This window comes from Solwaraspora sp. WMMB762 (genome assembly GCF_049179115.1).
Classification (GTDB): domain Bacteria; phylum Actinomycetota; class Actinomycetes; order Mycobacteriales; family Micromonosporaceae; genus Micromonospora_E.
Genome location: NZ_JBMHMD010000001.1, coordinates 1015573 through 1039495 on the forward strand (window position 1 = coordinate 1015573; position 23923 = coordinate 1039495).

Below are 23923 nucleotides of genomic sequence, written 5' to 3' on the forward strand. Positions count from 1 at the left end.
CCCCAAGGGGCACTGTCACCTGGCGAGCGCCACTATAACGCGCCCCTCACCCACCACCTGCCGACTCACCGTGGCCGTCCCTGCCGACAGCCACCCGGCGACGCATGAACGACTGCCAGTAACCGACCATCCGCTCCACCCCGTCCACCCCGTCCACCAGTTCAGCCAGCCACCGGGCCCGCTCCGGGCTCCACAGGCCGTCGCTGACGATCCAGCCCTGGCCACCCAGTTCGTTGAGCACCTCCAGCCGTCGGCCGGTCAACACCTGACACCGGTGCCCCGCGCCGTCAGCGACCACGGTGACCGTCGGCCCGGCGGCCGGCTGCCTACCCCCTTCGGCAGGTGCCACCGTCTGCACGAAGTACAGGTACCCGTACTCCCAACGTTCGTCGAGCGGTGCCCCGACGCCCGCCGTCGGTGCCACCGCCTGCCGCTGCTCGGCCACCCGGCCCGGCTACCCGCACGGGTCGCCGGCAAACCCCGGCCCACCCGGTCCGACATCCCCGCTACCTGCGACCCCTTGCCATGGGACGGCAGTCGATCATGCTTGGATGGTGGACATGCCGGCCCACCTTGACCCAGACGCCCGGCGTGACCGGTCCACGGCCGACGCCTCACCCGGCGAGATCTCCCGCCGTCGTACGCAGCGGACCCGGTGGTACCCGGTCGACCAGCTCAGCCCGCTCGCCCGAGCGCTGCTCAGCGACGACCTCGGCGGTCGTGACGTGGTGCCACAGCACGTCGCCGACCGGGTCAACGCGGAGGCTGACCAGTGGGCCAGCCACGGATTCACCGAGCAGACCGTCCGCCCCTGGCGGGATCTGCCCCCGGCGGCCGCCGGGCACCTCGCCGGTCGGCAGGTCGACCCGAGGGTGCTCGATCTGCCCGTCGCCGTCGTCGCCGGAACCCCGCCGGTGCCGTTGCGGATCGCGATCGTCACCGGCCGGCTGCCTGCTGAACGGGCCTACGAGCTGCTGGTACTCACCGGCGAACACCAGCCGGCGGAGTCCCGGGCGAGCAACCTTCCGCCGACGACCCCCGAGCCTTCCCGGGCCCGACCGGTGACCCCGGTGCTGTTCTCCCATGCCCAGCCCGACGATGCCGCCGGGCGGAGCTGACCAGGTACTGCTGCGGTCTGTGTGACGTCGTTGGTGCTGTTTCGTGTGTGCGGGGTCGGCACACTCCCTAGAGCAGGCTAGGACGCTAGGTTGAGTCGTCCGGAAACGCCGCCGGAGCTGCGATCAATCGAGAGACTTCTCTAGTATCGGAATGTCCCGTGCCGGTCGTCGCCTTCGGTGGGCGCCCGGCTGCCAGGAGGTGAAACCATGTCCGAGCTCCGGGCCGCCGAACCCCGCAGCTACCCCTTCTCCGCGCCCGACCGCCTCCACCTCGACGATACCTACCGGCAGCTGCAGCAGGACCGGACGCTGGTCCGGGTCCAGCTGCCGTTCGGGGAACCAGCCTGGCTGGCCACCCGGCACGCCGACGTCCGGTTCGTCCTCGGCGACGCCCGGTTCTCCCGCGCCGCCAGCGTCGGCCGCGACGAACCACGGATCACTCCCCGACAGATCGAGGGCGGAATCCTGTCGATGGACCCGCCGGAACACACTCGGCTACGGCGGCTGGTCGCCAAGGCGTTCACCGCCCGGCGGGTCGAACAGCTCCGACCACAGACCCGGCAGTTCGCCGACGAACTGCTGACCGACATGGTCGCCGACGGGCCGCCGGCGGACCTCGTCGAACGGTTCGCCACACCGCTGCCGGTCCGGGTCATCTGCGAGCTCCTCGGTGTGCCCTACGCCGACCGGGAACACTTCCACACCTGGAGCGAAGCCGTCGTCTCCACCACGTCGCTCTCCCCCGACCAGGTACGGGGGTATCTCGAAAACCTGCACGGCTACATCGCCGGACTGGTCGAACAGCGCCGCCGGCACCCGACCGACGACCTGCTCGGCGCCATGGTCCACGCCCGGGACACCGACGCGAGCCGGCTCACCGAGGCCGAACTCGTGCAGCTCGCCGCCGGGCTGCTGGCCGCAGGCCATGAGACCACCGTGACCCAGATCCCCAACTTCGTCTACGTCCTGCTCACCCAGCCGGACCAGTTCGCCGCCCTGCGCGCCGACCCGGCCCTGGTACCGGGCGCCGTCGAGGAGCTGACCCGGTACGTCCCGCTCGGCGCCGCCTCCTCGTTCGCTCGGTACGCCACCGTGGACGTCGAGGTCGGCGGAGTACTCGTTCGGGCCGGTGAACCCGTCATCGGGTCGTTGTCGGCAGCCAACCGCGACCCCGAGGTCTTCACCGACCCGGACCGGCTGGACCTGACCCGGACCGGCAACCCGCACGTCGGCTTCGGTCACGGCGTACACCACTGTCTCGGCGCCCAACTGGCCAGGATGGAGCTGCAGGTGGCAGTGGAGGCGGTGGTGCGGCGGCTGCCGCTGCTACGGCTGGCCGTACCCGAGGATCAGCTGGTGTGGAAGACCGGCCTGCTGGTGCGCGGGCTGAGCGCGATGCCGGTGACCTGGGGGTGATCCTCCTCCCCGGGCCCGACGCGGGCCGCGCCGTCCCGACCGTGCCGTCCATCGGAGATGAGCCGTCCCAGTCCCCTGCAGCCCGTGCCGTGGCTGTTCCCCGGAGGTGGCGATGAACCAGCGGTCCTGGCAGGTCAGCGTCGACGGGCAACGGTGCGTCGGGTCCGGCATCTGCGCCGGTACCGCCCCGGGACACTTCAGCCTGGTCGACGGGGTGTCGCGGCCGACCGCGTCCGACATCGACCCGGCTGACACCGTCGTCGACGCTGCTGAATCATGCCCGGTCGAGGCGATTCTGGTCCGCGACGCCGACGGCACCCCGCTGGCACCGCTGCCCTGACCCGGCGGGTCGGGCCCGATCGACGACCATCCGGATCTGGCCGGGGCGGACCGGACGGCCACCGGCGGTCGGCTTGCACACGTCCGGCCCGGTCGACCACGATTCCTCCCGGCACGCACGCGTCCGTTCCTGGCGCTCGGCCCACGAAACGACCGACGTCACCGGCGGTCGGTACGCCCACGACCCGCCCGGAGTCGATCGCGATGAACCGTTGCCCCGTCCGCACCGAACTACCAGGGGTGAGACAACGACGAGCCGCCCGGTGGGCCCGGCACGCCGCAGCCGGTGCCGTGGCACTGCTACTCGGCGGCATGCTGGTAATAGTCGCCCCCGCCGGCCCGGCGGCCGCACACGCGGTGCTGGTCACGGCGGAGCCAGCCCCCGGATCGGTGCTGGGCAACTCGCCCCGGGAAGTGGTGCTGACGTTCAGCGAACCGGTCCGCCCGGTCACCGGGCGTCTGCAGGTGCTGGCGCCGGACGGTAAACGGATCGACGACGGAACGCCACGAACCAACGGGACCACAGTCACCGTCCCGGTCCGGGTCGCCGACCGCCCGCTCGGCACCTACCTGGTCAGCTACCGGGTGATCTCGGCGGACAGTCACCCGGTGGGCAGCGGCTACACGTACTCGGTGGGAGCGCCGTCCGCGACCGTGCCCGAGCCGCGCGACGGCGGACAGCGACTGCCGGTCGCGATCGCCGTGACCACCGCGAAGTACGTCGGCTACGCCGGGGTGCTGCTCGCCGTCGGGCCCGCGCTGCTGCTGGCGCTGCTGTGGCCGCCCCGGCTGAGCCGCCGGCCCGGCAAGCTCATGGTCGGCACCGGGCTGGGGCTGATCGGCCTGGCCACAGTGGCCGGACTGTACCTGCAGGCACCGTACTCGACCGGCAGTGGTCTGCTGGAGGTCTCCGCCGGGGACCTGGCCGCCGTCGTGGACAGCGGGTACGGGCTGGCGCTGCTCGGCCGGCTGGTGGTCCTGGCCGCGGTGGCGGCACTGGTGTCACCGGCCCTCGCCGGGATCGGCGGCACCCGTCGCGGGCTGGCCCTCGTCGGGCTGGGCCTGGCCGGGCTGGTCACCTGGCCGCTGACCGGTCACGCGGTGGCTGCGCCGGTGCCGCCGGTCAGTATCGCCGCCGACACCGTGCACATCGCCGCAGTCGGGGTGTGGATCGGCGGGCTGGTGACCCTCGGCGCGGTCCTGCTGCGCCGCACCCACCCCCGCGTGCTGGGCCGGATCCTGCCGGTCTGGTCCCGGTGGGCGACGGTGGCGGTCTGCTGGCTGCTGCTGGCCGGTGCCGTCCAGGCGCTGATGGAGACCGGCGGCACGACCGCACTGGCCAGCACCGCGTACGGGCGGTTGGTGTTGGTGAAGATCGCGCTGGTGGCGGTTCTGCTACTGACCGCCGGGTACGCGCGACGGCTGGTCGGGCGATGGCGGGCGTCGCACGTGCGGCGACTCACCGGCCTGGTCGGTGTCGAGGTCGCGGTGGCCGTGGTGGCGCTCGGGGCCAGCGCGGTACTGGTGCAGACGACACCGGCCCGTACCGCCGTCGTCGAGGCCCAGGCCCTCGGGCAGGACACCTTCGCCCAGACGCTGACCAGCTCGCTGTACACCCTCCAGTTCGACATCTACCCGGTACAGCTCGGCGAGCACAACACGGTGCATGCCTACGTGTACACGCCGGAGGGCGCGCCGGTACGGGTCGAGGAGTGGACGATGACCACCTCGCTGCCGGCACAGGACGTCGAACCGGTGACCACCCTGCTGCTGGGGGTGGACGACAACCACGCGGTCGGCGCGGTCGCGTTCCCGGTGCCGGGCGAGTGGGAGCTGCGCTTCACCATCCGGCTGTCCGACATCGACCAAGCGACGGTGCGTACCACCGTGCCGGTGCGCTGAGCGGCGGCGGGCCGGTCTGCGGTAGGGAGACCGGGGACGGCAGCGGTCACTGTTCGGTGAGCCGCCAGGGGGTCGTGCCGCCGGTGACGACCAGTTCGCCCTCACCCTCGTCGTCGGCGGCGCCGGCCCCGGTCGGGTCCGCCGGGACGCTGCGGTGGTGGCGGCGGCTGCGCCACCAGACGACGGCCGCGCCGATCGCCGCTCCGCCGGCCAGGCCGGCCAGCAGCAGTCCCATCCCAGTGCCGGCGGCGTCGTCCGAGCCCGCGGCGGCGACCTGCGCCGGTGAATCCTGGGCGGCGGCCGGTGCCGGGCCGCCGTGCTGGGCTCCGTGACCGGCCGCTGCCGGGTCGGCCGGCCCGAGGGTCAGCACCGGGCCGGGCCGCTGCGCGTCCAAGCCGCCCCAGCGGACCACGGTGCCGTCGGAGTAGGTCTGGGTCACCGCGAAGTCGATCCGGTCCGCGTCCGGCAGCGGTCCGACCGACACGGTCAGCAGCACCGGCGCCGGTTCGGCGGCGGGTGGGGCGACCAACTGCCAGATGATGCTCTCGGTGGCCTCGGTCATCAGGCCACCGTGCAGGCCGGGCAGCGGCTCCGGCAGGGTCCGGTTGATGATCCGGGGTGCCCAGTCGTCGACCGACATCGGGTAGACCTCGGCGATGGGCAGGTCCGCCGGCAGGTCGAGGCGCACCTCGGTGGTGTGTGCGTCCGGCCGTTCCTGCGGCAGTTCGAAGGTGAGTTGGATGCCGGCCCCACGAGGTGCCTGGGTCGGTTCCAGGCCGATGCCGGCCGCGGCCACCGCCGGCCCGGACAGCGCGACCGCCAGCACCGGACCGGACAGCACCGCGCCGATCCGGACGGCGTTCGCGCGCAGACAGTTGACCATGAGCCTCGCCTCCCGTACGTCGGCGGCCGCTGCCGCCGGATCCTGATCCACCGGTAAGGGGTTCGGCGGACGAGGCCGAACGGTTCAATCCGACCACGGACCTTTTTCGCCGGACGGGGCGGGGGCGATCGGCGGCGGTACCGCCGGTGGGCACGGCCACACGTACGGTACGGAGGCGAGGTCGCCGAACCGGGGACGGTAGTGGTCGGGGTCCTTGTGTACCAGTGCGGCGCGGTGCGACAGGTGCAGGTCGGCTCGGCCGAGCCAGGCCGGCAGCGCGGTGGCGGCGCCGAGTTCGGCCTGGTCGCGGACCAGGGTGCGGCCGGTCGCGGCGGTGAATTCACGGCGCAGGGTGTCGGCGACGGTGTCGGCCCGGCCAGTCCGGGTCCATTCGGCGCAGACCGTCAGTCCGTACCGGACCAGTGCCTCCAGGTGGCCGTGCCACATCCGGACCGCCGGATGGTGACGCCAGCCGTACCCGGGCACGGTCAGGCCGCGCAGCACCTGCAACGCTTCGACGCGCTGTTTGCCGAGTCGTCGGGCGTCGAGCACGGCGGCGCTGGCCGCGAAGTCCGGGTACGGCAGGAACGTCTGCATGGTGCCGGGGCCGACCGGAGTGGTCAGTCCGGCTGGTCGTCGGATTCGCTGTCGTCGTCGGCGACCGGCGGGTGAGGACCGTACGGCGAGACCTGGCCGGCCGGGACGGGCCGGTTGCCGCCGCCACGGCGCCCGGGCCGGCGGTCGGCTCCGTCGGGACCCTTGCTCTCCTGGACCAGCGGGTTGTCCCCGCTGCGACGCATCTCCGGTTGCTGGACGTTGGTCACGATGCCTCCCGGTGATCTGGTCGGTCATCGTCCGGTTACCCGGTACGGGCGGCGGTATGCCGGCGGCGGGTCGGGCTAGCCCGACCGAGGGTGGCGGATCATCCGCCCGTCGGCCGGCGGCGCTCATCCCGGCCGGCGGGCATGGCGTCCGGGGTGCCGGGTATCTCGGTGCCCCGACGAGCGCTGAGCGAGGAGGAACCACGATGAGAAGGACCGTAGTGACCCGGCTGGGTCTGTTGGCGGGGCTGACCGCCGTCGCGTTGATCCCGGCGGCCGCGCACGCGACGGCACCGTCCGAGCAGGACAGCGATTACCTGCGTACGATCCACCAGGTCAATCTGGCCGCTGTGCAGATCGGCCAGTTGGCGCAGGACAAGCAGGATGCCGACCAGGCGGTGAAGGACCTGGGCGGTGACATGGTGGCCGACCACACCCGGCTGGACGAGGAGGTCACCCGGGTGGCCGGTGAGGTCGACGTCACCCTGCCCGACTCGCCCACCCAGGAGCAGCAGGACGTGGTCACCCGACTGGACGGGTTGTCCGGTGCCGAGTTCGACACGGCGTTCGTGGAGAGCCAGCTGGCGGGGTACGCCCAGGCGATCGAGGTGAACAACGCCGAGATCGCGCAGGGCTCCGACGAACGGGTGGTGAACCTGGCACAGGAGGCCGGACCGGTGCTCGAGGACCTGTACGCGGCGTTGCAGAACCTCGCGGCGCAGCTCGGGCTGCCGACCTCGCCGAGTCCCGGGGTGAGCCCCACGGTTGACCCGACCACGCCGGGCACCGCCACGCCCGAGCCGACGGTGAACCCGACCCTGCCGTCGCCGACGGTCAGCCCGCAGACGCCCCTGCCGGCGCAGAGCTGACCCGGACCGTGGCCCTACGCCGGTGCGGTCGGACCGGGACGACCGCACCGGCGGGCCCGGACGAGATGATCGCTCACAGTGGTCGACCGGGTTGGTGCACAGTCCGAAACGGGGCTGGCACATCAGCCGCACATACCGTAACGTGACGGCTCACACACCGCGCGCATCAGCGGATATCGGCACATGTCAATGCCTCAGGATCCTCCCTCCCCGGCACCCGTCGCCACCCGACCGGAGGTACGACGTGGATTTCGTCATCACCAGGAGCTACCAGGGCACCACGGTACGACTCGCCTTGCACGGTGAACTCGACCTCGCCACAGCCGGCGAGGTCCGCGACGCGGTCACCGCGCTGCTCGCCCGGTCCGCACCCGAGCGGATCGTGCTGGACCTCACGTGCGTCAGCTTCATCGACTCGACCGGGATCGGCAGCCTGGTCGCCTGTCACCAGGCTGCCGGGGTCAGCGGCAGCCGGCTCGAGCTGGAGAACATCAGCAGCTTCACCCGACGGCAGCTGTGGGCGACCGGGCTACTCGGGCTGTTCGGCTTCCCCGCCGACCACGCGACGCCGTCCGACCTGCCGGTGGGGCGCTGACCGTACGGTCACAGCACCCGGCCCAGTTGGGTGTGCCGGCTGCGTCGCGACTGCCGACTCGCCCACCGGGCCTCCGCGACCCGCAGGTAGCAGGCGGTCAACGGACCCGGGTGGTAGGTGGTGGCGGCGAACCCCCACTGGGAGGCCAGACTCTCCCCCCGACGGAGGAGGTTGTCCACATCGTGCAGGGTGAGCCGCAACCGCCGTACCGCCGTACCGATCACCGCCCGGCGTACCGGCACGGCACGGCGGGCCTCGATGTCGGCGACGTCGACGTGCTCGCCGAACTGGTAGCCGACGATGCGGATCACCTCGTCGGCGGAGACCGGTTCCCGGCCGGCGGCGGTCAGCCGTACCGCGGTGTCGGCGAAGCAGCGCAGCTCGGTCAGTGGGAACCCGCTACGACCCAACTGGTCGACGACCGTCACGAAGGTCCCCTCGACCACCCCGAACAGGGCGATCGGATCCAGGCCGGCGCCCCGGCGCTCCAACTGACGGATGAGCCAGAACTGGCCAAGGACGCAGGCCCGCAGGTGGTGTCCCTCAAGCGTGGTCAGCAACTAGCCCTCCCCGGTCGGCATCCGTCCCGAACCGGGACGGAGCACCCACGCCAGCCGGATGATGGAGCTATCCACCGTCCAGCCATCAAAACCGACCAAACGTTACCGCGAACCGTACGTCGGAACGAACTCCGGGGCCACCACGGCACCCACCAACTATTTGATTGATTAGTCACACAACCGCCCCGTCGCCGGGTCAGCGTAGCGAGACCCGGCACAGGGCACCGAGCGGGATCGTCCGTGCTCCGGGGCACTGGTCGGGACGCGCTCCGGGGCACTGGTCGGGACACCGGATCCGGCCGTCAACTGGGCGATGCCGCAACGGTCTGGCAGGATGGGTACGCATGTGCGGACTTGCGGGTGAGCTGCGCCGCGACGGTTCCCGCGCCGATATTGGTGCGGTGGAGCGGATGGCGGCGACAATGAGTGACCGGGGGCCCGACGACGGGGGTTCCTGGTCACACGGAAGTGTGGCCTTCGGACACCGGCGCCTGAAGATCATCGACCTGTCGGCGGCCAGCAACCAACCGATCGTCGACTCCGCCGCCGGCCTGACCGGCGTCTTCAACGGCTGCATCTACAACTACCGTGAGCTGCGCGAGCAGCTGCAGGCACGGGGTCACACGTTCTTCTCCTCGGGCGACAGCGAGGTCGTCGTCAAGGCCTACGCCGAGTGGGGCGTCGACTTCGTCGACCACCTGGTCGGCATGTTCGCCGTCGCGATCACCGAGCGCGACAGCGGCCGGCTGGTCCTGGCCCGCGACCGGCTGGGCATCAAGCCGCTGTACGTCGACGAACGCCCCGGCGTGGTCCGGTTCGCCAGCACCCTGCCGGCGCTACTGGCCGGCGGCGGTGTGGACACCGGCATCGATCCGGTGTCCCTCGCCCACTACCTCAGCTTCCACAGTGTGGTCCCCGCGCCGCGGACGATCCTCAACGGCATCCGTAAGCTGCCCCCGGCCACCGTGCGGGTCTACCAGCCCGACGGCCGGGTGGACGAGCGCCGCTACTGGGATCCGCCGTTCGGCCGGGACCCGCGCCGCGCCGACTGGTCGGAGCAGGACTGGCAGGACGCTCTGCTCGAATCGTTGACCACTGCGGTGCAGCGCCGGATGGTCGCCGACGTGCCGGTCGGCGTCCTGCTCTCCGGTGGGCTCGACTCCTCGCTGGTCGTGGCGCTGCTGGCCGAGCAGGGCCAACGTGGTCTGGCCACCTTCTCGATCGGCTTCGACGCGGTCGGTGGACGGGAGGGCGACGAGTTCGTCTACTCCGACCTGGTGGCGCAGCGGTTCGACACCGACCACCATCAGATCCGGGTGGCCGCCCGTGACCTGGTGCCGCCGCTGGAGGCCGCCGTCGCGGCGATGAGCGAACCCATGGTCAGTCACGACTGCGTCGCGTTCTACCTGCTCAGTCAGGAAGTCGCCAAGCACCTCAAGGTGGTGCAGTCCGGCCAGGGCGCAGACGAAATCCTCGGCGGGTACCACTGGTACCCGCCACTCGCCCGGGTCGGCCGTGACCAGGCACTGGACACCTACGCCACGGCCTTCTTCGACCGCGACGCCGCCGGTCTCGCCCAGGTGCTCAACCCGGAGTACCTCGCCGCCGGTGATCCCGCCCGCGAGTTCGCCGCCGCCCACCTGGGCCGCGCCGGCGCGCAGGACGCGGTCGACGCGGGGCTGCGGATCGACACCACGGTGATGCTCGTGGACGACCCGGTGAAACGGGTCGACAACATGACGATGGCGCACGGGCTGGAGGCCCGTGTCCCGTTCCTCGACCACGAGTTCGTCGAACTCGCCGCCACCTGCCCGCCCGAGCTCAAGTTGGCCCAGGGCGGCAAGGGGGTGCTCAAGGAGATCGGCCGTCGGGTGCTGCCCTGGGAGGTGATCGACCGGCCGAAGGGGTACTTCCCCGTACCCGGGCTGACCCACCTGGAGGGCAAGCTGCTCGACCGGGTGCGCGACGCCCTGCACGCGCCGCCGGCCCGTCGGCGCGGGCTGTTCCGCGACGGGTACGTCGACGGGCTGCTGCGCGACCCGAACGCCGAACTCACCCCGCTGCGGGGCAACAAGTTGTGGCAACTCGGACTGCTGGAGATGTGGCTGCAGAACCATGGCATTGACTGACGACGCGAGCTTGCCCCGCCCCGACTCCCCCGCCCCCCGGCGGGAACGGATCGGCCCAGGTGGCGACCCGGTCGTCCCAGGCGATCCGCCGGCCAAACCCACCGACAGCGCCGACGTCATCCTGGAGTGCGGCTGGGGCCGGCTGGTCTTCGGTCAGACGTTCGCCGACCCCTCCGACGTCGCCGACGTGCTGCGTTCGGAAGCCGCTGGCTCCCGCGACATCTGCATCTACCTGCCCGATCCGCACGTGCTGGTGTCGCGGCTGCCGGACGAGTTGTTCATCGACCCGTCGCTGACCTTCCGGCTGGACCTCACCGAGGTACGCGAGCCGCAGCCGCCGGAACCAGGGCTGCGGATCCGGCCGCTGCGCGACGATTCCGACGCCGACGCGGTCAACCGGATATACGCCCACAACGGGATGGTCACCGCCCCGGTCGACATCCTGGTCGACAACGCCGCGACCGAACGTTTCGTGCACCTGGTCGCCGAGTCCGTCACCGGGCAGGTCGTCGGCACCATCACCGGCATCGACCATGTGGCGGTCTTCGACGACCCGGACAACGGCTCCAGCCTGTGGTGCCTGACCGTCGACCCGCTGCACGCACCGCCCGGCACCGGTCAGGCGCTGCTGCTGGAGCTCGCCGGCCGGCTCGCCGACCGCGGCCGGGTCTACGTCGACCTGTCCGTGCTGGCGGAGAACGACGGCGCGATCCGCCTCTACGAACGGCTCGGATTCGAACGCACGCCGACGCTGTGCGTCAAACGCAAGAACCCGATCAACGAACGGCTCTTCCTGGCCAGCATGCCGGACGGCTACGACGAGCTGAACCCGTACGCCCGGATCGTCGCCGACGAGGCGATGCGCCGCGGCATCCGGGTCGAGGTGGTCGACGCGTCCTGGGGCGAGCTACGGCTGACCAACGGTGCCCGCAGCATCGTCACCCGCGAGTCGCTGTCCGAGCTGACCTCGGCGGTGGCGATGAGCCGGTGCGACGACAAGCGGGTGACCCGGCGGGTGCTGCTCGACGCCGGGCTGGCCGTGCCGCACGGCCGAACCGCCACCGGCGACGCCGACGACGAGGCGTTCCTCGCCAAGGTCGGTGAGGTGGTGGTCAAGCCGGCCCGCGGCGAGCAGGGCACCGGGATCACCGTCGGCGTCACCGACCCGACCGCCTTACGGGCCGCCGTCGACCTGGCCCGCAGGCACTGCCCGCAGGTGCTGATCGAACAGCGGCACCAGGGGGAGGACCTGCGGGTCCTGGTGATCGACCACGAGGTGGTGGCCGCTGCGGTCCGCCGCCCGGCGGCGGTGACCGGCGACGGCGTACACACGGTGGCCGAGCTGATCCGGCGACACAGCCGGCGGCGGGCCGCGGCCACCGGCGGCGAGTCGAAGATCCCGCTGGACGACCTGACCCGGGAGGTGGTCACCGAGGCCGGGCACACGATGGACGACGTGCTGCCGGCCGGCGAGGTGCTGACCGTACGGCGGACCGCGAACCTGCACACCGGCGGGACGATCCACGACGTCACCGACCGGCTGCACGCCGACCTGGCGGCGGCGTGCGTGGCCGCCACCCGGGCGCTGGCCATCCCGGTGGCCGGCATGGACCTGCTGGTGACCGCTCCTGATCAGCCCGACCATGTCTTCGTCGAAGCCAACGAACGGCCCGGACTGGCCAACCACGAGCCGCAGCCGACCGCGGAACGCTTCATCGACCTGCTGTTCCCGGGCACCAGCGCGCAGCAGCGGCGGTGGAGCCCGCCCGGCCCCGGCGGGGCGCCGGCAACGCCGTGATCGGCGACGGTACGGTCTTGGCATGCCGGCCGACCCGAACCCCCCCGCCCCCCTGAAACTGGACCTCGACTACCTGCAGCAGGTGATGCTGGAGCTGCTGGACATCCCCAGTCCGTCCGGTCGCACCGACCATGTGCAGCAGTACGTCGGGGAACGGCTGTCCGCTCTCGGTATCCCGTTCACGGTCACCCGGCGGGGCGCGCTCAGCGCCTCGCTGTGCGGGCCGCGGACCACCGGCGCGGACCGGGCGATCGTGGTGCACACCGACACGATCGGCGGGATGGTCAAACGGTTGAAGGAGAACGGCCGGCTGGAGCTCAAGCAGATCGGCACCCACAGCGCCCGGTTCGCCGAAGGCGCCCACGTGCGGGTCTACACCGACAGCCTGGACCGGGTGATCACCGGCCAGGTGCTGCCGTTGAAGGCCAGCGGCCACCGCTACAACGAGGACGTCGACCTGCAGGGGGTCGGCTGGGAGCAGGTCGAGGTGCGGGTCGACGAGCCGGTCACCGACATCGCCGGGCTCCGCGCGCTCGGCATCGACGTCGGCGACTTCGTGGCGATGCTGCCGGCACCGACGATCACGCCCAGCGGATACGTCAAGTCCCGGCACCTGGACGACAAGGCGGGGGTGGCGGCGGTGCTGACCGCCGTGAAGGCGATGGTCGACGCCGGCCGCCAGCCGCCGGTCACCGCCCACCTGCTGATCACCTGCACCGAGGAGGTCGGGCACGGCGCCAGCCACGGGCTCGACCCGGACGTGGCCGAGATCGTCTCGGTCGACGCCGCGGTGGTGGCCCCCGGCCAGCAGTCCCGGGAGGACGCCGCGACCCTGGCGATGGGCGACGGTGTCGGCCCGTTCGACTACCACCTGACCCGTAAGCTCGCCGGGCTTGCCGCCGATCACGGCGTGGACCTGGTCCGCGACGTCTTCGACTACTACCGGTCGGACGTGGCGGCGGCGGTCGAGGCCGGGGCGCACGCCCGGGTGGCACTGCTCGGCTTCGGGGTGGACGCCACCCACGGACACGAACGCACCCACCTGGAGGGGCTGCGGCACCTCACCCAGCTGCTCTGCCTCTATTTGCAGAGTGAGCTGGTGTTCCCGGAGTGGGATGCCGAACCGGACGGCGACCTGGCCGACTTCCCGTCGCTGGCGGTGCAGCCGGCGCAGGAGGAGGGGCCCAGGGAAGGACCGATCGGGGTGGCCTGACGCCCCGGGCGGCGGTCCGCCTCAGCGCCGGTCGCCGAGCAGCGTGGCCAGGACCGCCGGATCGCTGGCCGACGCGGCCTGGGCCCACGCCTCGTACTGCACCGAGGCGTCCAGGCCGGACGAGGCGGCGATCCGGACGCTCTGCTTGACGTGGCGTACCAGATGCGGGTCCAGGTCGGCGTAGCGGTGCGCGGCGGCCAACGCGGCGGCCAGCGGATCGTCGACCACGTCGAGCACCAGGCCCAGCTCGTGGGCCTGGGCGGCGTCGAGCATCGCGCCGTCCAGCAGGATCTGCATGGCCCGCTGCGGGCCGAGCGCGTCGACCAGGAAATAGGTGCAGCCGCCGCCGGGGTGCAGGCCGATCCGGGTGAACGTCGCCCCGAACCGGGCCCGGGAGCCGGCGATCCGCTGGTCGCAGCACATCGCCAGGTTGAGGCCGGCGCCCACGGCAGGTCCCTGCACGGCGGCGATGGTCACCAGGTCCAGGTCGCGCACCGCAAGGAAGCTGCGGTAGATGTCCTCCAGGTCGCGGCGGGTCTGGCTGACCGGCCGGACCGGGCCGCCGAAGATCTCGTCGAGGTGGGCACCGGAGCAGAACGCGGTGCCGGCGCCGGTGACGACCAGGACCCGGGCGTCGCGGTCGGCGGCGACGGTGGACACCGTCTCGGCCAGTTCCCGCTTCATCACGGTGCCGATCGCGTTGCGCCGGTCGGGATCGTCGAGGGTCAGCACCCGCACGCCCGGATGGTCGGCGGTACGCAACGAAAGGGTTTCCACGTCAGCTCCCGATCCGATCGGTCACGGTCCACTGCCACAGGTCGCCGCCGTCGGCGACCACCATGCCCAGGGTATGGGACGCCACGCGGGTGGCGACCGGCTCGTCGCGCCAGGCGAGCAACCGGCCGGTGCTGCGGTGCAGCGGGTGTTCCCGGGTGATGCCCACCGCGCCGTGCAGTTGGTGCGCCAGCTGGGCCACCGTGGTGGCGGCCCGGCCGAGGACCACCCGGGCGGCGGCGACCCGGCTGGCCGCGTGGTCGCCGTCCCAGGCGTCCAGGGCGCCGCGCAGCGCCGCCCGGCTCTGCTCCCGCTCCCCCGCCATGGTCGCCACCGCGTGCGCCACCGCCTGCTGGGCCAGCAACGGCCGACCGAACTGGGTGCGGACCCGGACGTGTTCGATGGTCAACTGGCAGGTCCGTTCGACGGCGCCGAGCAGCGCGGCGGCCCGCAGCAGCGACTCCCGGCACCGCACGTCGGCGACGTGCGGTGCGGTCATCGCCACCCGTAGCGGTACGCAGCCCCGCAGGGCGACCCGGTCCCGGGGTTCGCCGGCGAGGTTGGTACCCGGGGTGACGTGCAGCCCGTCGGCGGCCGGGTCGACCCGGGCCAGCAACGGCCGGCCGTCGTCGGCCGCGACGGCGCCGACCAGCAGCGCGGATGCTGCCTGCGCCCCCGGCACACCGGTGGCCGAGCCGGTCAGCCCGGTGTGCAGGGTGATCGCCTCCGCCGGGTCGGGCAGCGCCACGGCGTACCGCTCGTCGCGGTCCGGGTCGAGCCAGCCGGCCTCGCCGAGCAGCCAGCTGGCCTGCATCGCCTCGACCAGGGTGAGCTCCGGGGCGACGGCGGCAGCCGCCCGCACGATGGCGGCCGCGTCGTGGACGGTGCCGCCGGAACCGCCGGCCTGCTCCGCAACGCCGACGGTCAGCCAGCCGAGGTCCCGCGCGGTGGCCCACAGCGACCCGGCCGCGACACCGGTCAGCGCTTCGGCGACGATCTGGCGCAGCATCACCTCGTCGGTCGGTTCGTCACCGGACATGGTCCGCCTCCCCTCGGGCGATCAGGGTCAGCAGCACCTCGGTGGTGCCGCCGCGGATGGAGAACCCGGGAGCGGCGAGGATCCCCTGGGCGAGCAGCGCGGGCAGGCCGTCGCCGGTGGGATCCGGCCGGACGCCGGTGACCCAACGGGCGGTCTCGGTCACTTCCCGTTCGAAGGTGGTGCCGAGGTGTTTGAGCAGCGCCGCCCGATGCACCGGGGCGGCGCCGGCGTCCAGGTCGGCGGCGATCTCCCAGGCGATCCGGCGCAGCACCGACAACCGGGCGGCGAGTTCGCCGACCGCTTCGACGGCGGCCGGCTCGGCTCCGTCGCTCACCGACCGGGCCAGAGCCTCCAGTAGCGGGTAGGTGCTCATCACCCGTTCCAGTCCGCCGCGTTCGAACGACAGCTGCTCGGTCACCTGCCGCCAGCCCTGGCCGACCTCGCCGATCACCCAGCGGTCCGGGACCGGCACGTCGTCGAAGATCATCTCGTTGAAGTGGTGCTCGCCCTGCAGGTCGATGATCGGCCGGACGGTGACGCCCGGAGCGGCGAGGTCGACGACGAACTCGGTCAGCCCGTCGTGGCGGCGCGCACCGCCGCCGGTGCGGGCCAGGACGTAGGCGTGGCTGCTGCGGTGCGCGTGGCTGGTCCACACCTTGGCGCCGGTGATCCGCCAGCCGGCACCGTCGCGGGTGGCGGTGGTGCGCACCGCCGCCAGATCGGAACCGGCTTCGGTCTCGCTCATCCCCAGGCAGAACGTCACCTCGGCGGCGGCGATCCGGGGCAGGAACTCCCGGCGCAGCTGCGCAGTGCCGTACCGCAGGATCGCCGGGCCGATCTGCCGGTCCGCGATCCAGTGCGCGGCCACCGGGGCACCGGCCCGCAGCAACTCCTCGGTGACCACCAGCCGGGCAAGGTTCGACCGGCCACCGCCGCCGTACTCGCCCGGCCAGGTGATGCCGATCCAGCCGCGGCGGGCCATCTCCTTGCTGAACTCGATGTCGTGCCCACGCAGCCAGGCGTCGCAGACCGGCTGGAAGCGGCCGGCCGCCCGCCATCGGTCGGCGAGGTCGCGCACCTGCCGGCGCAGTTCCTGGAGATCGTCGGTCAACGCTGCCCTCCGTCGTCGGTTACCGGGTGGCCGGGTCCTGTCTGGTCGGTCGACGCCTGCCGGGCCACCCGGTAGCCGCGGCGGGCCGCCTCGGTCAGGGTCCGCCGCGCGGCGCGGCGGGCGGCCGGCGCCACCGGTGCCGCCGGCCGGGCACCGTCGACCGGCACGCCGAGTTCGGTCAACCGGTGCAGGAACTCGGCGGTGCCGGCGGTGTCGACCAGTTCCACCAGCCGGGGTCGGGTGCCGAGGTGCAGGGTTCCCCAGCGGGTGTGCAGCCGCACCGACGTGGCCGGCCCCGGGGCGGCGGTGACGTGCTGCACGCGGTCGGCCAGCCGGGCCGGATCGGCGCCGCCGTGCAGCAGCACCAGTTCGCGGGCGGCAGCGGCGGCGTCGGCCGCGCCGCCCCCGCCGGCCAGCCGGACCTTCGGCGGCCGACCGACGCCGATCATGCTCGCGTTGATCCGGCCCGCGAGGTCCACGTTGGCCGCGTCCAGCACCACCCGGTCGCAGCGGGCGACCAGACAGAGCAGCACGTCGGCGCTGGTGCCGCGCCAGCCCACCGCGTCAGCGTACGCGTGGTAGTCGGTGGTACTGGTCGCGACGGTGGTGGCCGGACCGTCGCACACCGCCCCCGCCTCGTACACCTCGGCGAACGGCTCCCCGGGCAGGTGGTGGGCCAGCCGGGCGGCGAGCACCGGCCAGTGGAAGCCGGTGAACACGTAACCGCCACGGCGGAACTCACCGGCCGCCCGGACCAGGAAGTCGACGACGCTCACCGGGGCACCGCCACCTCGTCGGCCAGCCAGCGGGCGAACCCGTCGCTGGTCCGGGCCGCCGCCAGGTACGCCTGGTAGGCGGCCACGTCGCGCGGATAACGGCCCGGTGCGCCGTCCGGGTGTACCGCGCCGGGTGCCGCCACCACCGCCGTCACCAGCAGGCCGGGCAGGGTGGCACCGGCCGCGCGTACCTGCTCGACGCTGGCGGCGGCCTCGGCGACCACGACGACCCGCCGCGCCGCCTGGCAGGCGGCGGGCACCTCACCGAGCGGGGTACGGATCACCGCGTTGCCTCGCTCGTCGACCAGGTCGGCGTGCACGAATGCGACGTCGGGGGTGACCGCCCGCACGACGGTGGCCGGGCCGAAGTCGCCGTCGGCGGTGCCGAGCAGCCCACCCGACCAGCCGCCGTCGGTGTACCCGGTGCCGGGCGTCGACGGCACCGGCATGAACGGCACCCGCCAGGCAGCGGCGGTCAACGCCGCGTTCAGCATGCCGAGGCTGACCTCGCGCAGCGCGACGGACCGGTCACCCGATTCGACCAGCCGGCGGAAGTTCCACGCCGGGTCCGGCCCGACCGGGCTCCAGCAGTGCCCGAACGTCGCGGCGGCCAACGTCCCGGCGCCGATCAGCTGGTCGAGCAGCAGGCCGCCGGAGGCGACGACCGCGTGCAGCCGGCGGCGGCGCTGCCGGATCAGTTCGTGGCCGACGCTGAACAGCTGCGCGCCGAAGTTTCCCAGGTAGACGCAGTCGCCGTCGGCGACGTAGCGGGTGACGGCCTCGGCCAGGGTGAGGGTGGGCCGGCGCAGCCGGTCGGCGGGCCGCGTCATGACCGGCGGCGGGCGGCGCCGGCCGCCTGTCGACGCAGCAGCAGGCCGGGCCGGTACCGGGGGTCGCCGGTGAACCGGGCCAGCGCGACGAGACCGTCGAGCACCCGGTCCGCGCCGACCTGGTCGACGTACTCCGTCGGTCCGACCGGATGGTTCATCCCGAGTCGCAGCGCGGTGTCCACCGCTGCCGCGGTCGCGGTGCCCTCCTCGACCACCGTGACGGCCTCGTTCGCCATGGTGTACATCAGCCGGTCGGCGACCAGGCCCGGCAGGGCGGGCAGCCGGACCGAGGAGGCCCCGGTGGCGGCGAGCACGGCGGTGACCGCGGCGGTCTCGGTGACCGCGGCGACGTCGTCGTGGACCACCTCGGCGAAGACCCGGTCGGCGGTGGGGTGCAGCCGCAGCCAGCCCACCCCGGGCGGCGCGACGTCGAGCCAGCCGGCGTTGGAGCTGTCCAGCACGACGGTCCGGCCGGCGGCCACCAGGTCGGTGATCTCGGCGGCGCACCGGCGTGGATCACCGGCGGAGGCGTACAGCAGGACCGCGTCGGCGGGTGCGTCGGCGGTGTCACCGATCAGGCCGGCGACGCCGTGCAGCCGGTCGGCGGCCGGCCCGGTGAGCACGACCGGACCGCCGCCGGCCGGTGCCGGCCGGACGACCCGCTTTCGCGCGGCGGCGGGTGGTTCGGCCGCGTAGTCGTAGTAGCCGCGGCCGGCACCCCGGCCGGTGAGCCCGGCGCGGACCAGCGCCCGGGTCAGCGGGATCGGCCGGTAGCGCGGATCGCCGAACTCCCGCAGCGCGGTCTCCGAGGAGGCCAGGTGGGTGTGCAGCCCGGTGAAGTCGAGCAGCTCCAGCGGCCCCATCCGGTGACCGAGCGCGCCCCGGGCCACCGCGTCCACCACCGGGGCCGGCACGCCCTGGGTGACCAGCAGTTGGGCCTCGTAGTACAGCGGCCGGCAGACCCGGTTCACCACGAAGTTGGGGGTGTCGGCGCAGCGCACCGCAGTCTTGCCCAGGCCGGCGACCCACCGCTGTGCCCGGTCGACGACCTGCGGCGCGGTCTGTGGACCGGCGACCACCTCGACCAGCCGCATCCGGGTCGCCGGGTTGAAGAAATGCAACCCGACCAGGCGGGTCGGGTCGCCGAAGGCCCGGCCGAGTTCGGCGACGCTCAACGAGGACGTGTTGGTGGCCACGACCAGGTCGGCGGACCCGGCCGCAGCGACCCGGGCGAGCAGGTCACGTTTGACCGCCAGGTCCTCCACGACAGCTTCGACGAGCAGGTCGGCACCGTCGAGCGCGGCGGTCAGGTCGGCGGTGGCGGTGACCGGCACCGGCCGGTCGTCGCGGTGCGCCTCGCGCCGCAGCAGCTCGGCGTTGTCGCGGGTGCTGGACTCGTCGGCGTCGACCACGCTGACCCGCGCACCCGCCTGGGCGAACACCCGGGCGATGCCGCGGCCCATCGGTCCGAGCCCGACGACCACCACCGACAGTTCGTTCACCGTCGCCATCAGCTGACCCTTTCCAGTACGGCGGCGACCCCCTGGCCGCCGCCGACGCAGAGGCTGGCCACTGCGGTGGTGGCGTCGCGGCGGGCGAGTTCGTGCACCAGCGACACGACGATCCGGGTGCCGCTCTGCCCGGTCGGGTGGCCCAGCGCGATACCGCCGCCGTTGACGTTGACCCGGTCCTCGGCGAGGCCGAGTTCGCGGACGTTGTGCACGATCTGCGCGGCGAACGCCTCGTTGATCTCGAACAGGTCCACGTCGGCCGTCGAGCGGTTGGCCCCGGCCAGCGCGCGGGGCACGGCGTGCACCGGCCCCACCCCCATTTCGGTCGGATCGACGCCGACCGCCGCGAACGACACCAGCCGGGCGGCGGGCGTCAGGCCGTACCGCTCGACGGTGGCCGCGTCGGCGACGATCACGGCGGCGGCGCCGTCGGCCATCTGGCTGGCGTTGCCGGCGGTGACCGTGCCGCCGTCGACGAACGCCGGCCTCAGTCCGGCGAGTCGCTGCGGCGTACTGTCGGTACGGAACGTCTCATCACGCTCGAACGCGCCGTCGGCGGTGGGTACCGGCACCGTCTCGGCGGTGAACCGGCCGTCCGCCCAGGCGGCGGCTGCCCGCTGGTGGCTGCGGGCGGCCCAGGCGTCCTGGTCGACGCGGCCGATGCCGTACCGCTCGGCGATCCGTTCGGCGGTCTGGCCCATGTTGAGCCCGCAGACCGGGTCGGTACCGCCGTCGCGCCAGCCGTCGACCAGGGTGATGTCGCCGCGTCGCACACCGTCCCAGCGCAGCCCGGAGTCGGCCAGGTAGGGCATCGTGCTCATCGACTCGACGGCGACGACCAGGGCAGCCCCGGTGTCGCCGGCGGCGACCGACTGGGCGGCCAACTGGATGGCCTTCAGCCCGGAGGCGCAGGCCATGTTGACGGTCTGCGCCGGGGTGCGCTGCGCCAGGCCGGCCCGCAGGGTGATCTGCCGGCCCGGGTTGGGGCCGTTGCCGGCCTGGCGGCAGTTGGACGCGACCACCTCGCCGACGGCGTCGGCCGGCAGGCCGGCCCGGTCCAGGGCAGCTCTCGCCGCGACGGCGCCCAGGTCCACCGCCCGCACCGCGCGTAGCGAGCCGCCGTAGCGTCCGTGCGGGGTACGCACGGCGCCGATGAGATACACGTGCCGGTTCACGTTCGCTCCGTCCCGCCGCCGCGTCGCACGACGCGGCGGGCCTTGTGGGTGTGGCGCGGCAGGCTGCCGGGCGCGACCGCGACCACCTGGGCGCGGACCCGCAGCACCTGCCGCAGCGCCGCGGTCAGTTCGGCGGTGGCGGTCGCGGTGCCGTCGGGCACCTCGATCTCGACCTTGATCCCGGTCAGATATCCGCTGTGCCGGTCGGTGACGTCGGCGTCCAGCACGATCTGGTACTGGCCCCGGCCGGCCGGGTGTTCCCGCAGGACCTGCTCCACCGCGCTGGGGAAGACGTTGACGCCCCGGACCACCAGCATGTCGTCGGCCCGGCCGAGCACCCCGCCGGCCAACCGGGCGTGGGTGCGGCCGCAGCCGCACCCGGTGCTGTCACGCACCACCAGGTCACCGGTCCAGAACCGGACCAGCGGAGTGGCCTGCTTGTCCAGGTGGGTCAGGACGAGGACGCCGGTCGTGCCGTCGGGCACCGGTTCGCGGGTACGTGGGTGCAGCACCTCGGCGTGGACGAAGTCCTCGGCGAGGTGCCCGCCGGCCTGTTCCTCGCATTCCCAGGCCACCGGCTGGAACTCCAGGCAGCCGTAGCCGTCGAAGCAGCGGGCACCCCAGGCCTGCTCGATCAGGGCCCGGGTGGCGGGCACCGCGCCGCCGGGTTCACCGCCGACCATGACCCGGCGTACCGGGCAGTCACGCAGTGGCCGTCCGCTCTGCTCGGCGACCTCGGCCAGGTGCAGCAGAAACGACGGCGTCCCGCCGACTGCGGTGACGCCGTACCGGAAGATGGTGTCGATCTGCCGGTGCGTGTCGGCGGATCCGCCCGGCACGACCGTCGCGCCGATCCGCTGGTAGCCGGCGGTGGCGCCGAGCCCGCCGACGAACCACGGATAGCTGAACAGGCACAGGTAGACGTCCCGGTCGCGGATGCCCTGCCCGTACGCCATCCGCGCGTAAAGGTCGGCCCAGCGGTCCAGGTCGGGGCCGGTCCACAGCACCGGTACCGGGTCGCCGGTGCTGCCGGAGGAGAAGTGGACTCGCTGGACCGCCTCCGGATCGGCCGCCCGGGTGGTCCCCCACGGCGGGTCCTCGCGCAGCCCGTCCAGGTAGTCGGCCTTGTCGATGATCGGCAGGTTCCGCAACGAGTCCAGGTCGGTGAGGTCGGCCGGGTGCCAGCCGATGTCGAGCATCCGCCGCCGGTGCAGGGTGCTCGCCTGGTAGACGTAGCTGAGCTGGCGGCGCAGCGCGGTGAGCTGCTGCTGGGCGAGCCGGTCGCGGGGGAAGGTCTCGCACTCCGACCACCAGCGGCGTACCGGCCGGTGCCCGATCATGCGGTCCTCCCCGGTCGGGCGGCCGCCGGGGTCAGGGTGAGCAGCTGCCCGGTGAGCAGGGCGGCCGCCGGGCCGGCGAGGTAGCCGATCAGGTCGGCCAGCGGCGGTGCCGTCGGTACTGCCGGGGTGAGCAGGCAGTTCACCCGGATGCGCTGTGGCGCCCATTCGGTGGCCAGGGTCCGGGTCAGCGAGGTCAGGCCCGCGTGCAGCGCCGCGCCGGTCGGGCCGGGTGCGTCGGCGGCGATCAGCAGCAGGCCGCCGCCGGATGCGCCGGTGAGCAGGTCGTATCCGGCGCGGGCGGCGGCGAAGACGGTGGTGAGGGTGGCTGCGGCGTCGCCGGTGGTCGGGGCGACGCCGTCGCGCAGGTCGGCGACGACCAGGTCCGGCGCGGCCTCGTCGGCCTCCGGCGGTCGGGTGCCGAGGCCGGCCAGGGCCGCGGTCAGCGCCGGGGTGGGTGTGCCGGCGACCCAGCCGACGGTACGGCCGGTGAGCGCGCCGGCGGCCAGGCAGCTGGCCCGCGTGGCGGTCACCGGACCGGCTCCGCCTGGTCGGCGCCGATGGCCCGGGCGATGACGATCCGCTGGATCTCCGAGGTGCCCTCGTAGATTTCCAGCACCCGCTGGTCGCGGTAGAGCCGCTCGGCCGGGCATGGCTTGCAGTAGCCTTCCCCGCCGTACACCTGAACGGCGAGGTCGACGGCGCGATGGGCGACCTCGCTGGTGTAGAGCTTGGCCATGGCGCCGATGGTGGACACCGACGCGCCGTCGTCGTAGGTGCGGGCGGCCTGGTAGGTGAGCAGCCGGGCGGCGGTGAGCTCGGTGGCGAGGTCGGCGAGCCGGAAGCCGATCCCCTGGTGTTCCAGCAGGGGGCGGCCGAACCGGCTGCGGCGGGCGGCCTCTGCGGTGGCGAGCTGGTAGGCGGCCGCCGCGATGCCGAGCCCCTGTGCGGCGACGCTGATCCGGCCCAGGTCGAGGGTGCGCAGCGCGAGCCGCAGTCCGCGGCCACGTTCGCCGAGGATCGCGTCGGCCGGTACCCGGGCGTCGAGTTTCAGGTTGCTGGTCCGGGTGCCCCGGATGCCCATTTTGTCCTCGTAGCGGTCGATGACCGCGCCCGGGGTGTCCTTGTCGATCAGGAACGCGGTGATGCCCCGCGCCCCGGCGTCCGGATCGGTCTTGGCGAAGACCACGTAGTGCTGTGCGGCGCCGCCGTTGCCGATGTAGATCTTCTCGCCACGCAGCCGGAACCCGTCGCCGTCGGGCAGTGCGGTGGTGGTGATCGCGGCGGCGTCGCTGCCGGCGCCGGTCTCGCTGAGGGCGAAGCTGACCGCCCGGCCGCGCAGCAGGTCACCGAGGACCAGTCGGCGTTGCTCGTCGGTGCCGGCCAGCAGCAGCGGTACCGCGCCGAGTTCGTACGCGGCCAGGATGGCGCCGGTGGCGGCGCAGGCCCGGGAGACCTCCTCGGTGATCGCACACACCGCCTGCATGCTCAGCCCGGCGCCGCCGTACTCGGTCGGCACGAAGATGCCGGTCAACCCGGATTCGACGAAGGCGGCGACGTTTTCCCAGGGGTAGCGCTGGTCCCGGTCGAGTTCGGCGGCGAGCGGGGCGAACTTCTCGGCGGCGAGGGTCCGGGCGGTGGCCAGCCAACTGGCCCCGACCTGGTCGAGTTCCGGTTCCCACAGCACGCCCATCCCGGATCCTTTCCGAAGTCTCCGCCGGTACTTC

At 73.1% G+C, this 23923-nt stretch carries 24 protein-coding genes; 9 read left to right on the top strand and 15 right to left on the bottom strand.

The genetic code is table 11. The features are described from left to right. Positions 1 to 46: 46 nt before the first annotated feature. Positions 47 to 445: a hypothetical protein gene (locus tag ACN27J_RS04805; RefSeq protein WP_421363973.1), complete on the bottom strand. Its 399-nt coding sequence runs from the start codon at positions 443 to 445 to the stop codon at positions 47 to 49. 106 nt (positions 446 to 551) lie between these two features. Here ACN27J_RS04805 and ACN27J_RS04810 point away from each other — a divergent pair, with 106 nt between their 5' ends. The 4 genes from ACN27J_RS04810 to ACN27J_RS04825 all read left to right on the top strand — a co-directional run bounded on the left by ACN27J_RS04810 (position 552) and on the right by ACN27J_RS04825 (position 4775). Further along, on the top strand, positions 552 to 1118 hold the full coding sequence (locus tag ACN27J_RS04810) for a hypothetical protein (protein ID WP_421363975.1): 567 nt from the start codon (positions 552 to 554) through the stop codon (positions 1116 to 1118). Between the two features lie 207 nt (positions 1119 to 1325). Further along, entirely contained in the window at positions 1326 to 2534 is a 1209-nt protein-coding gene (locus tag ACN27J_RS04815; RefSeq protein ID WP_421363977.1) for a cytochrome P450, read from the top strand. Between the two features lie 112 nt (positions 2535 to 2646). Then, positions 2647 to 2874, top strand: coding sequence for a ferredoxin (locus tag ACN27J_RS04820; protein ID WP_278169169.1), 228 nt, complete (start codon positions 2647 to 2649; stop codon positions 2872 to 2874). 311 nt (positions 2875 to 3185) lie between these two features. Continuing rightward, positions 3186 to 4775, top strand: a complete 1590-nt coding sequence (locus ACN27J_RS04825) for a copper resistance CopC/CopD family protein (protein WP_421372114.1) — start codon at positions 3186 to 3188, stop codon at positions 4773 to 4775. Between the two features lie 46 nt (positions 4776 to 4821). On the opposite strand, the gene ACN27J_RS04830 is transcribed toward ACN27J_RS04825, so the two are convergent. The 3 genes from ACN27J_RS04830 to ACN27J_RS04840 are packed head-to-tail and all read right to left on the bottom strand — an operon-like array spanning position 4822 to position 6482. Next, entirely contained in the window at positions 4822 to 5709 is an 888-nt protein-coding gene (locus ACN27J_RS04830; protein WP_421363979.1) for a DUF1775 domain-containing protein, read from the bottom strand. Positions 5710 to 5742: 33 nt separating this feature from the next. Further along, entirely contained in the window at positions 5743 to 6255 is a 513-nt protein-coding gene (locus ACN27J_RS04835; protein ID WP_421363980.1) for an MSMEG_6728 family protein, read from the bottom strand. A gap of 23 nt (positions 6256 to 6278) precedes the next feature. Next, positions 6279 to 6482, bottom strand: coding sequence for a hypothetical protein (locus ACN27J_RS04840; protein WP_278169175.1), 204 nt, complete (start codon positions 6480 to 6482; stop codon positions 6279 to 6281). A gap of 203 nt (positions 6483 to 6685) precedes the next feature. Here ACN27J_RS04840 and ACN27J_RS04845 point away from each other — a divergent pair, with 203 nt between their 5' ends. After that, positions 6686 to 7348: a DUF4142 domain-containing protein gene (locus ACN27J_RS04845; RefSeq protein ID WP_421363982.1), complete on the top strand. Its 663-nt coding sequence runs from the start codon at positions 6686 to 6688 to the stop codon at positions 7346 to 7348. Positions 7349 to 7592: 244 nt separating this feature from the next. After that, positions 7593 to 7943: an STAS domain-containing protein gene (locus tag ACN27J_RS04850; protein WP_421363983.1), complete on the top strand. Its 351-nt coding sequence runs from the start codon at positions 7593 to 7595 to the stop codon at positions 7941 to 7943. Between the two features lie 8 nt (positions 7944 to 7951). Here the strand turns inward: ACN27J_RS04850 and ACN27J_RS04855 are convergent, their stop codons facing one another. Further along, positions 7952 to 8503 carry a hypothetical protein gene (locus ACN27J_RS04855; protein WP_421363985.1) on the bottom strand — a complete coding sequence of 184 codons (552 nt, stop codon included), beginning with the start codon at positions 8501 to 8503 and terminating at the stop codon, positions 7952 to 7954. A gap of 344 nt (positions 8504 to 8847) precedes the next feature. Between ACN27J_RS04855 and ACN27J_RS04860 the strand changes: the two genes are divergently transcribed. The 3 genes from ACN27J_RS04860 to ACN27J_RS04870 are packed head-to-tail and all read left to right on the top strand — an operon-like array spanning position 8848 to position 13643. Then, a complete protein-coding gene (locus ACN27J_RS04860; RefSeq protein ID WP_278169179.1) occupies positions 8848 to 10632 on the top strand; it encodes an N-acetylglutaminylglutamine amidotransferase in 1785 nt (594 codons plus the stop codon). Next, the gene (gene ngg / locus ACN27J_RS04865) at positions 10619 to 12430 is read left to right on the top strand and encodes an N-acetylglutaminylglutamine synthetase (RefSeq protein ID WP_421363986.1); all 1812 of its coding nucleotides are present in this window, start codon (positions 10619 to 10621) and stop codon (positions 12428 to 12430) included. The genes ACN27J_RS04860 and ngg overlap by 14 nt, the downstream gene beginning before the upstream one ends. A gap of 22 nt (positions 12431 to 12452) precedes the next feature. Continuing rightward, positions 12453 to 13643: an osmoprotectant NAGGN system M42 family peptidase gene (locus tag ACN27J_RS04870; RefSeq protein ID WP_421363988.1), complete on the top strand. Its 1191-nt coding sequence runs from the start codon at positions 12453 to 12455 to the stop codon at positions 13641 to 13643. Between the two features lie 21 nt (positions 13644 to 13664). Here the strand turns inward: ACN27J_RS04870 and ACN27J_RS04875 are convergent, their stop codons facing one another. Genes ACN27J_RS04875 through ACN27J_RS04920 form a run of 10 tightly spaced genes read right to left on the bottom strand, consistent with a single transcriptional unit; the run spans position 13665 to position 23889 of the window. Continuing rightward, positions 13665 to 14420, bottom strand: a complete 756-nt coding sequence (locus ACN27J_RS04875; RefSeq protein ID WP_421363989.1) for an enoyl-CoA hydratase — start codon at positions 14418 to 14420, stop codon at positions 13665 to 13667. Position 14421: 1 nt separating this feature from the next. Then, positions 14422 to 15456 (bottom strand): acyl-CoA dehydrogenase family protein, encoded by a 1035-nt coding sequence (locus ACN27J_RS04880; protein WP_421363991.1) that lies wholly within the window; start codon positions 15454 to 15456, stop codon positions 14422 to 14424. Then, the gene (locus tag ACN27J_RS04885; protein ID WP_421363992.1) at positions 15446 to 16567 is read right to left on the bottom strand and encodes an acyl-CoA dehydrogenase family protein; all 1122 of its coding nucleotides are present in this window, start codon (positions 16565 to 16567) and stop codon (positions 15446 to 15448) included. The genes ACN27J_RS04880 and ACN27J_RS04885 overlap by 11 nt, the downstream gene beginning before the upstream one ends. Next, positions 16564 to 17343: a co-chaperone HscB gene (locus ACN27J_RS04890; RefSeq protein ID WP_421363994.1), complete on the bottom strand. Its 780-nt coding sequence runs from the start codon at positions 17341 to 17343 to the stop codon at positions 16564 to 16566. The genes ACN27J_RS04885 and ACN27J_RS04890 overlap by 4 nt, the downstream gene beginning before the upstream one ends. After that, the gene (locus ACN27J_RS04895; RefSeq protein WP_421363996.1) at positions 17340 to 18173 is read right to left on the bottom strand and encodes a CoA-transferase; all 834 of its coding nucleotides are present in this window, start codon (positions 18171 to 18173) and stop codon (positions 17340 to 17342) included. Before ACN27J_RS04895 ends, ACN27J_RS04890 begins: the two co-directional genes overlap by 4 nt. Further along, entirely contained in the window at positions 18170 to 19684 is a 1515-nt protein-coding gene (locus tag ACN27J_RS04900) for a 3-hydroxyacyl-CoA dehydrogenase NAD-binding domain-containing protein (protein WP_421363998.1), read from the bottom strand. Before ACN27J_RS04900 ends, ACN27J_RS04895 begins: the two co-directional genes overlap by 4 nt. After that, complete coding sequence (locus tag ACN27J_RS04905; RefSeq protein WP_421364000.1) at positions 19684 to 20859, bottom strand: thiolase family protein; 1176 nt, start codon at positions 20857 to 20859, stop codon at positions 19684 to 19686. The genes ACN27J_RS04900 and ACN27J_RS04905 overlap by 1 nt, the downstream gene beginning before the upstream one ends. After that, complete coding sequence (locus ACN27J_RS04910) at positions 20856 to 22199, bottom strand: phenylacetate--CoA ligase family protein (RefSeq protein ID WP_421364001.1); 1344 nt, start codon at positions 22197 to 22199, stop codon at positions 20856 to 20858. The genes ACN27J_RS04905 and ACN27J_RS04910 overlap by 4 nt, the downstream gene beginning before the upstream one ends. Next, on the bottom strand, positions 22196 to 22729 hold the full coding sequence (locus ACN27J_RS04915; RefSeq protein ID WP_421364002.1) for a hypothetical protein: 534 nt from the start codon (positions 22727 to 22729) through the stop codon (positions 22196 to 22198). The genes ACN27J_RS04910 and ACN27J_RS04915 overlap by 4 nt, the downstream gene beginning before the upstream one ends. Further along, positions 22726 to 23889 (bottom strand): acyl-CoA dehydrogenase family protein, encoded by a 1164-nt coding sequence (locus ACN27J_RS04920; RefSeq protein ID WP_421364004.1) that lies wholly within the window; start codon positions 23887 to 23889, stop codon positions 22726 to 22728. Before ACN27J_RS04920 ends, ACN27J_RS04915 begins: the two co-directional genes overlap by 4 nt. Positions 23890 to 23923 lie beyond the last annotated feature (34 nt).

What these genes read in the sequence shown, in the direction of transcription:
- ACN27J_RS04810 (WP_421363975.1), top strand. Translation starts at nt 552, where the DNA reads ATGGTGGACATGCCGGCCCACCTTGACCCAGACGCCCGGCGTGACCGG.
- ACN27J_RS04815 (WP_421363977.1), top strand. Translation starts at nt 1,326, where the DNA reads ATGTCCGAGCTCCGGGCCGCCGAACCCCGCAGCTACCCCTTCTCCGCG.
- ACN27J_RS04820 (WP_278169169.1), top strand. Translation starts at nt 2,647, where the DNA reads ATGAACCAGCGGTCCTGGCAGGTCAGCGTCGACGGGCAACGGTGCGTC.
- ACN27J_RS04825 (WP_421372114.1), top strand. Translation starts at nt 3,186, where the DNA reads ATGCTGGTAATAGTCGCCCCCGCCGGCCCGGCGGCCGCACACGCGGTG.
- ACN27J_RS04835 (WP_421363980.1), bottom strand. Translation starts at nt 6,255, where the DNA reads ATGCAGACGTTCCTGCCGTACCCGGACTTCGCGGCCAGCGCCGCCGTG.
- ACN27J_RS04845 (WP_421363982.1), top strand. Translation starts at nt 6,686, where the DNA reads ATGAGAAGGACCGTAGTGACCCGGCTGGGTCTGTTGGCGGGGCTGACC.
- ACN27J_RS04860 (WP_278169179.1), top strand. Translation starts at nt 8,848, where the DNA reads ATGTGCGGACTTGCGGGTGAGCTGCGCCGCGACGGTTCCCGCGCCGAT.
- ngg (WP_421363986.1), top strand. Translation starts at nt 10,619, where the DNA reads ATGGCATTGACTGACGACGCGAGCTTGCCCCGCCCCGACTCCCCCGCC.
- ACN27J_RS04870 (WP_421363988.1), top strand. Translation starts at nt 12,453, where the DNA reads ATGCCGGCCGACCCGAACCCCCCCGCCCCCCTGAAACTGGACCTCGAC.
- ACN27J_RS04880 (WP_421363991.1), bottom strand. Translation starts at nt 15,456, where the DNA reads ATGTCCGGTGACGAACCGACCGACGAGGTGATGCTGCGCCAGATCGTC.
- ACN27J_RS04895 (WP_421363996.1), bottom strand. Translation starts at nt 18,173, where the DNA reads ATGACGCGGCCCGCCGACCGGCTGCGCCGGCCCACCCTCACCCTGGCC.
- ACN27J_RS04900 (WP_421363998.1), bottom strand. Translation starts at nt 19,684, where the DNA reads ATGGCGACGGTGAACGAACTGTCGGTGGTGGTCGTCGGGCTCGGACCG.
- ACN27J_RS04910 (WP_421364001.1), bottom strand. Translation starts at nt 22,199, where the DNA reads ATGATCGGGCACCGGCCGGTACGCCGCTGGTGGTCGGAGTGCGAGACC.
- ACN27J_RS04920 (WP_421364004.1), bottom strand. Translation starts at nt 23,889, where the DNA reads ATGGGCGTGCTGTGGGAACCGGAACTCGACCAGGTCGGGGCCAGTTGG.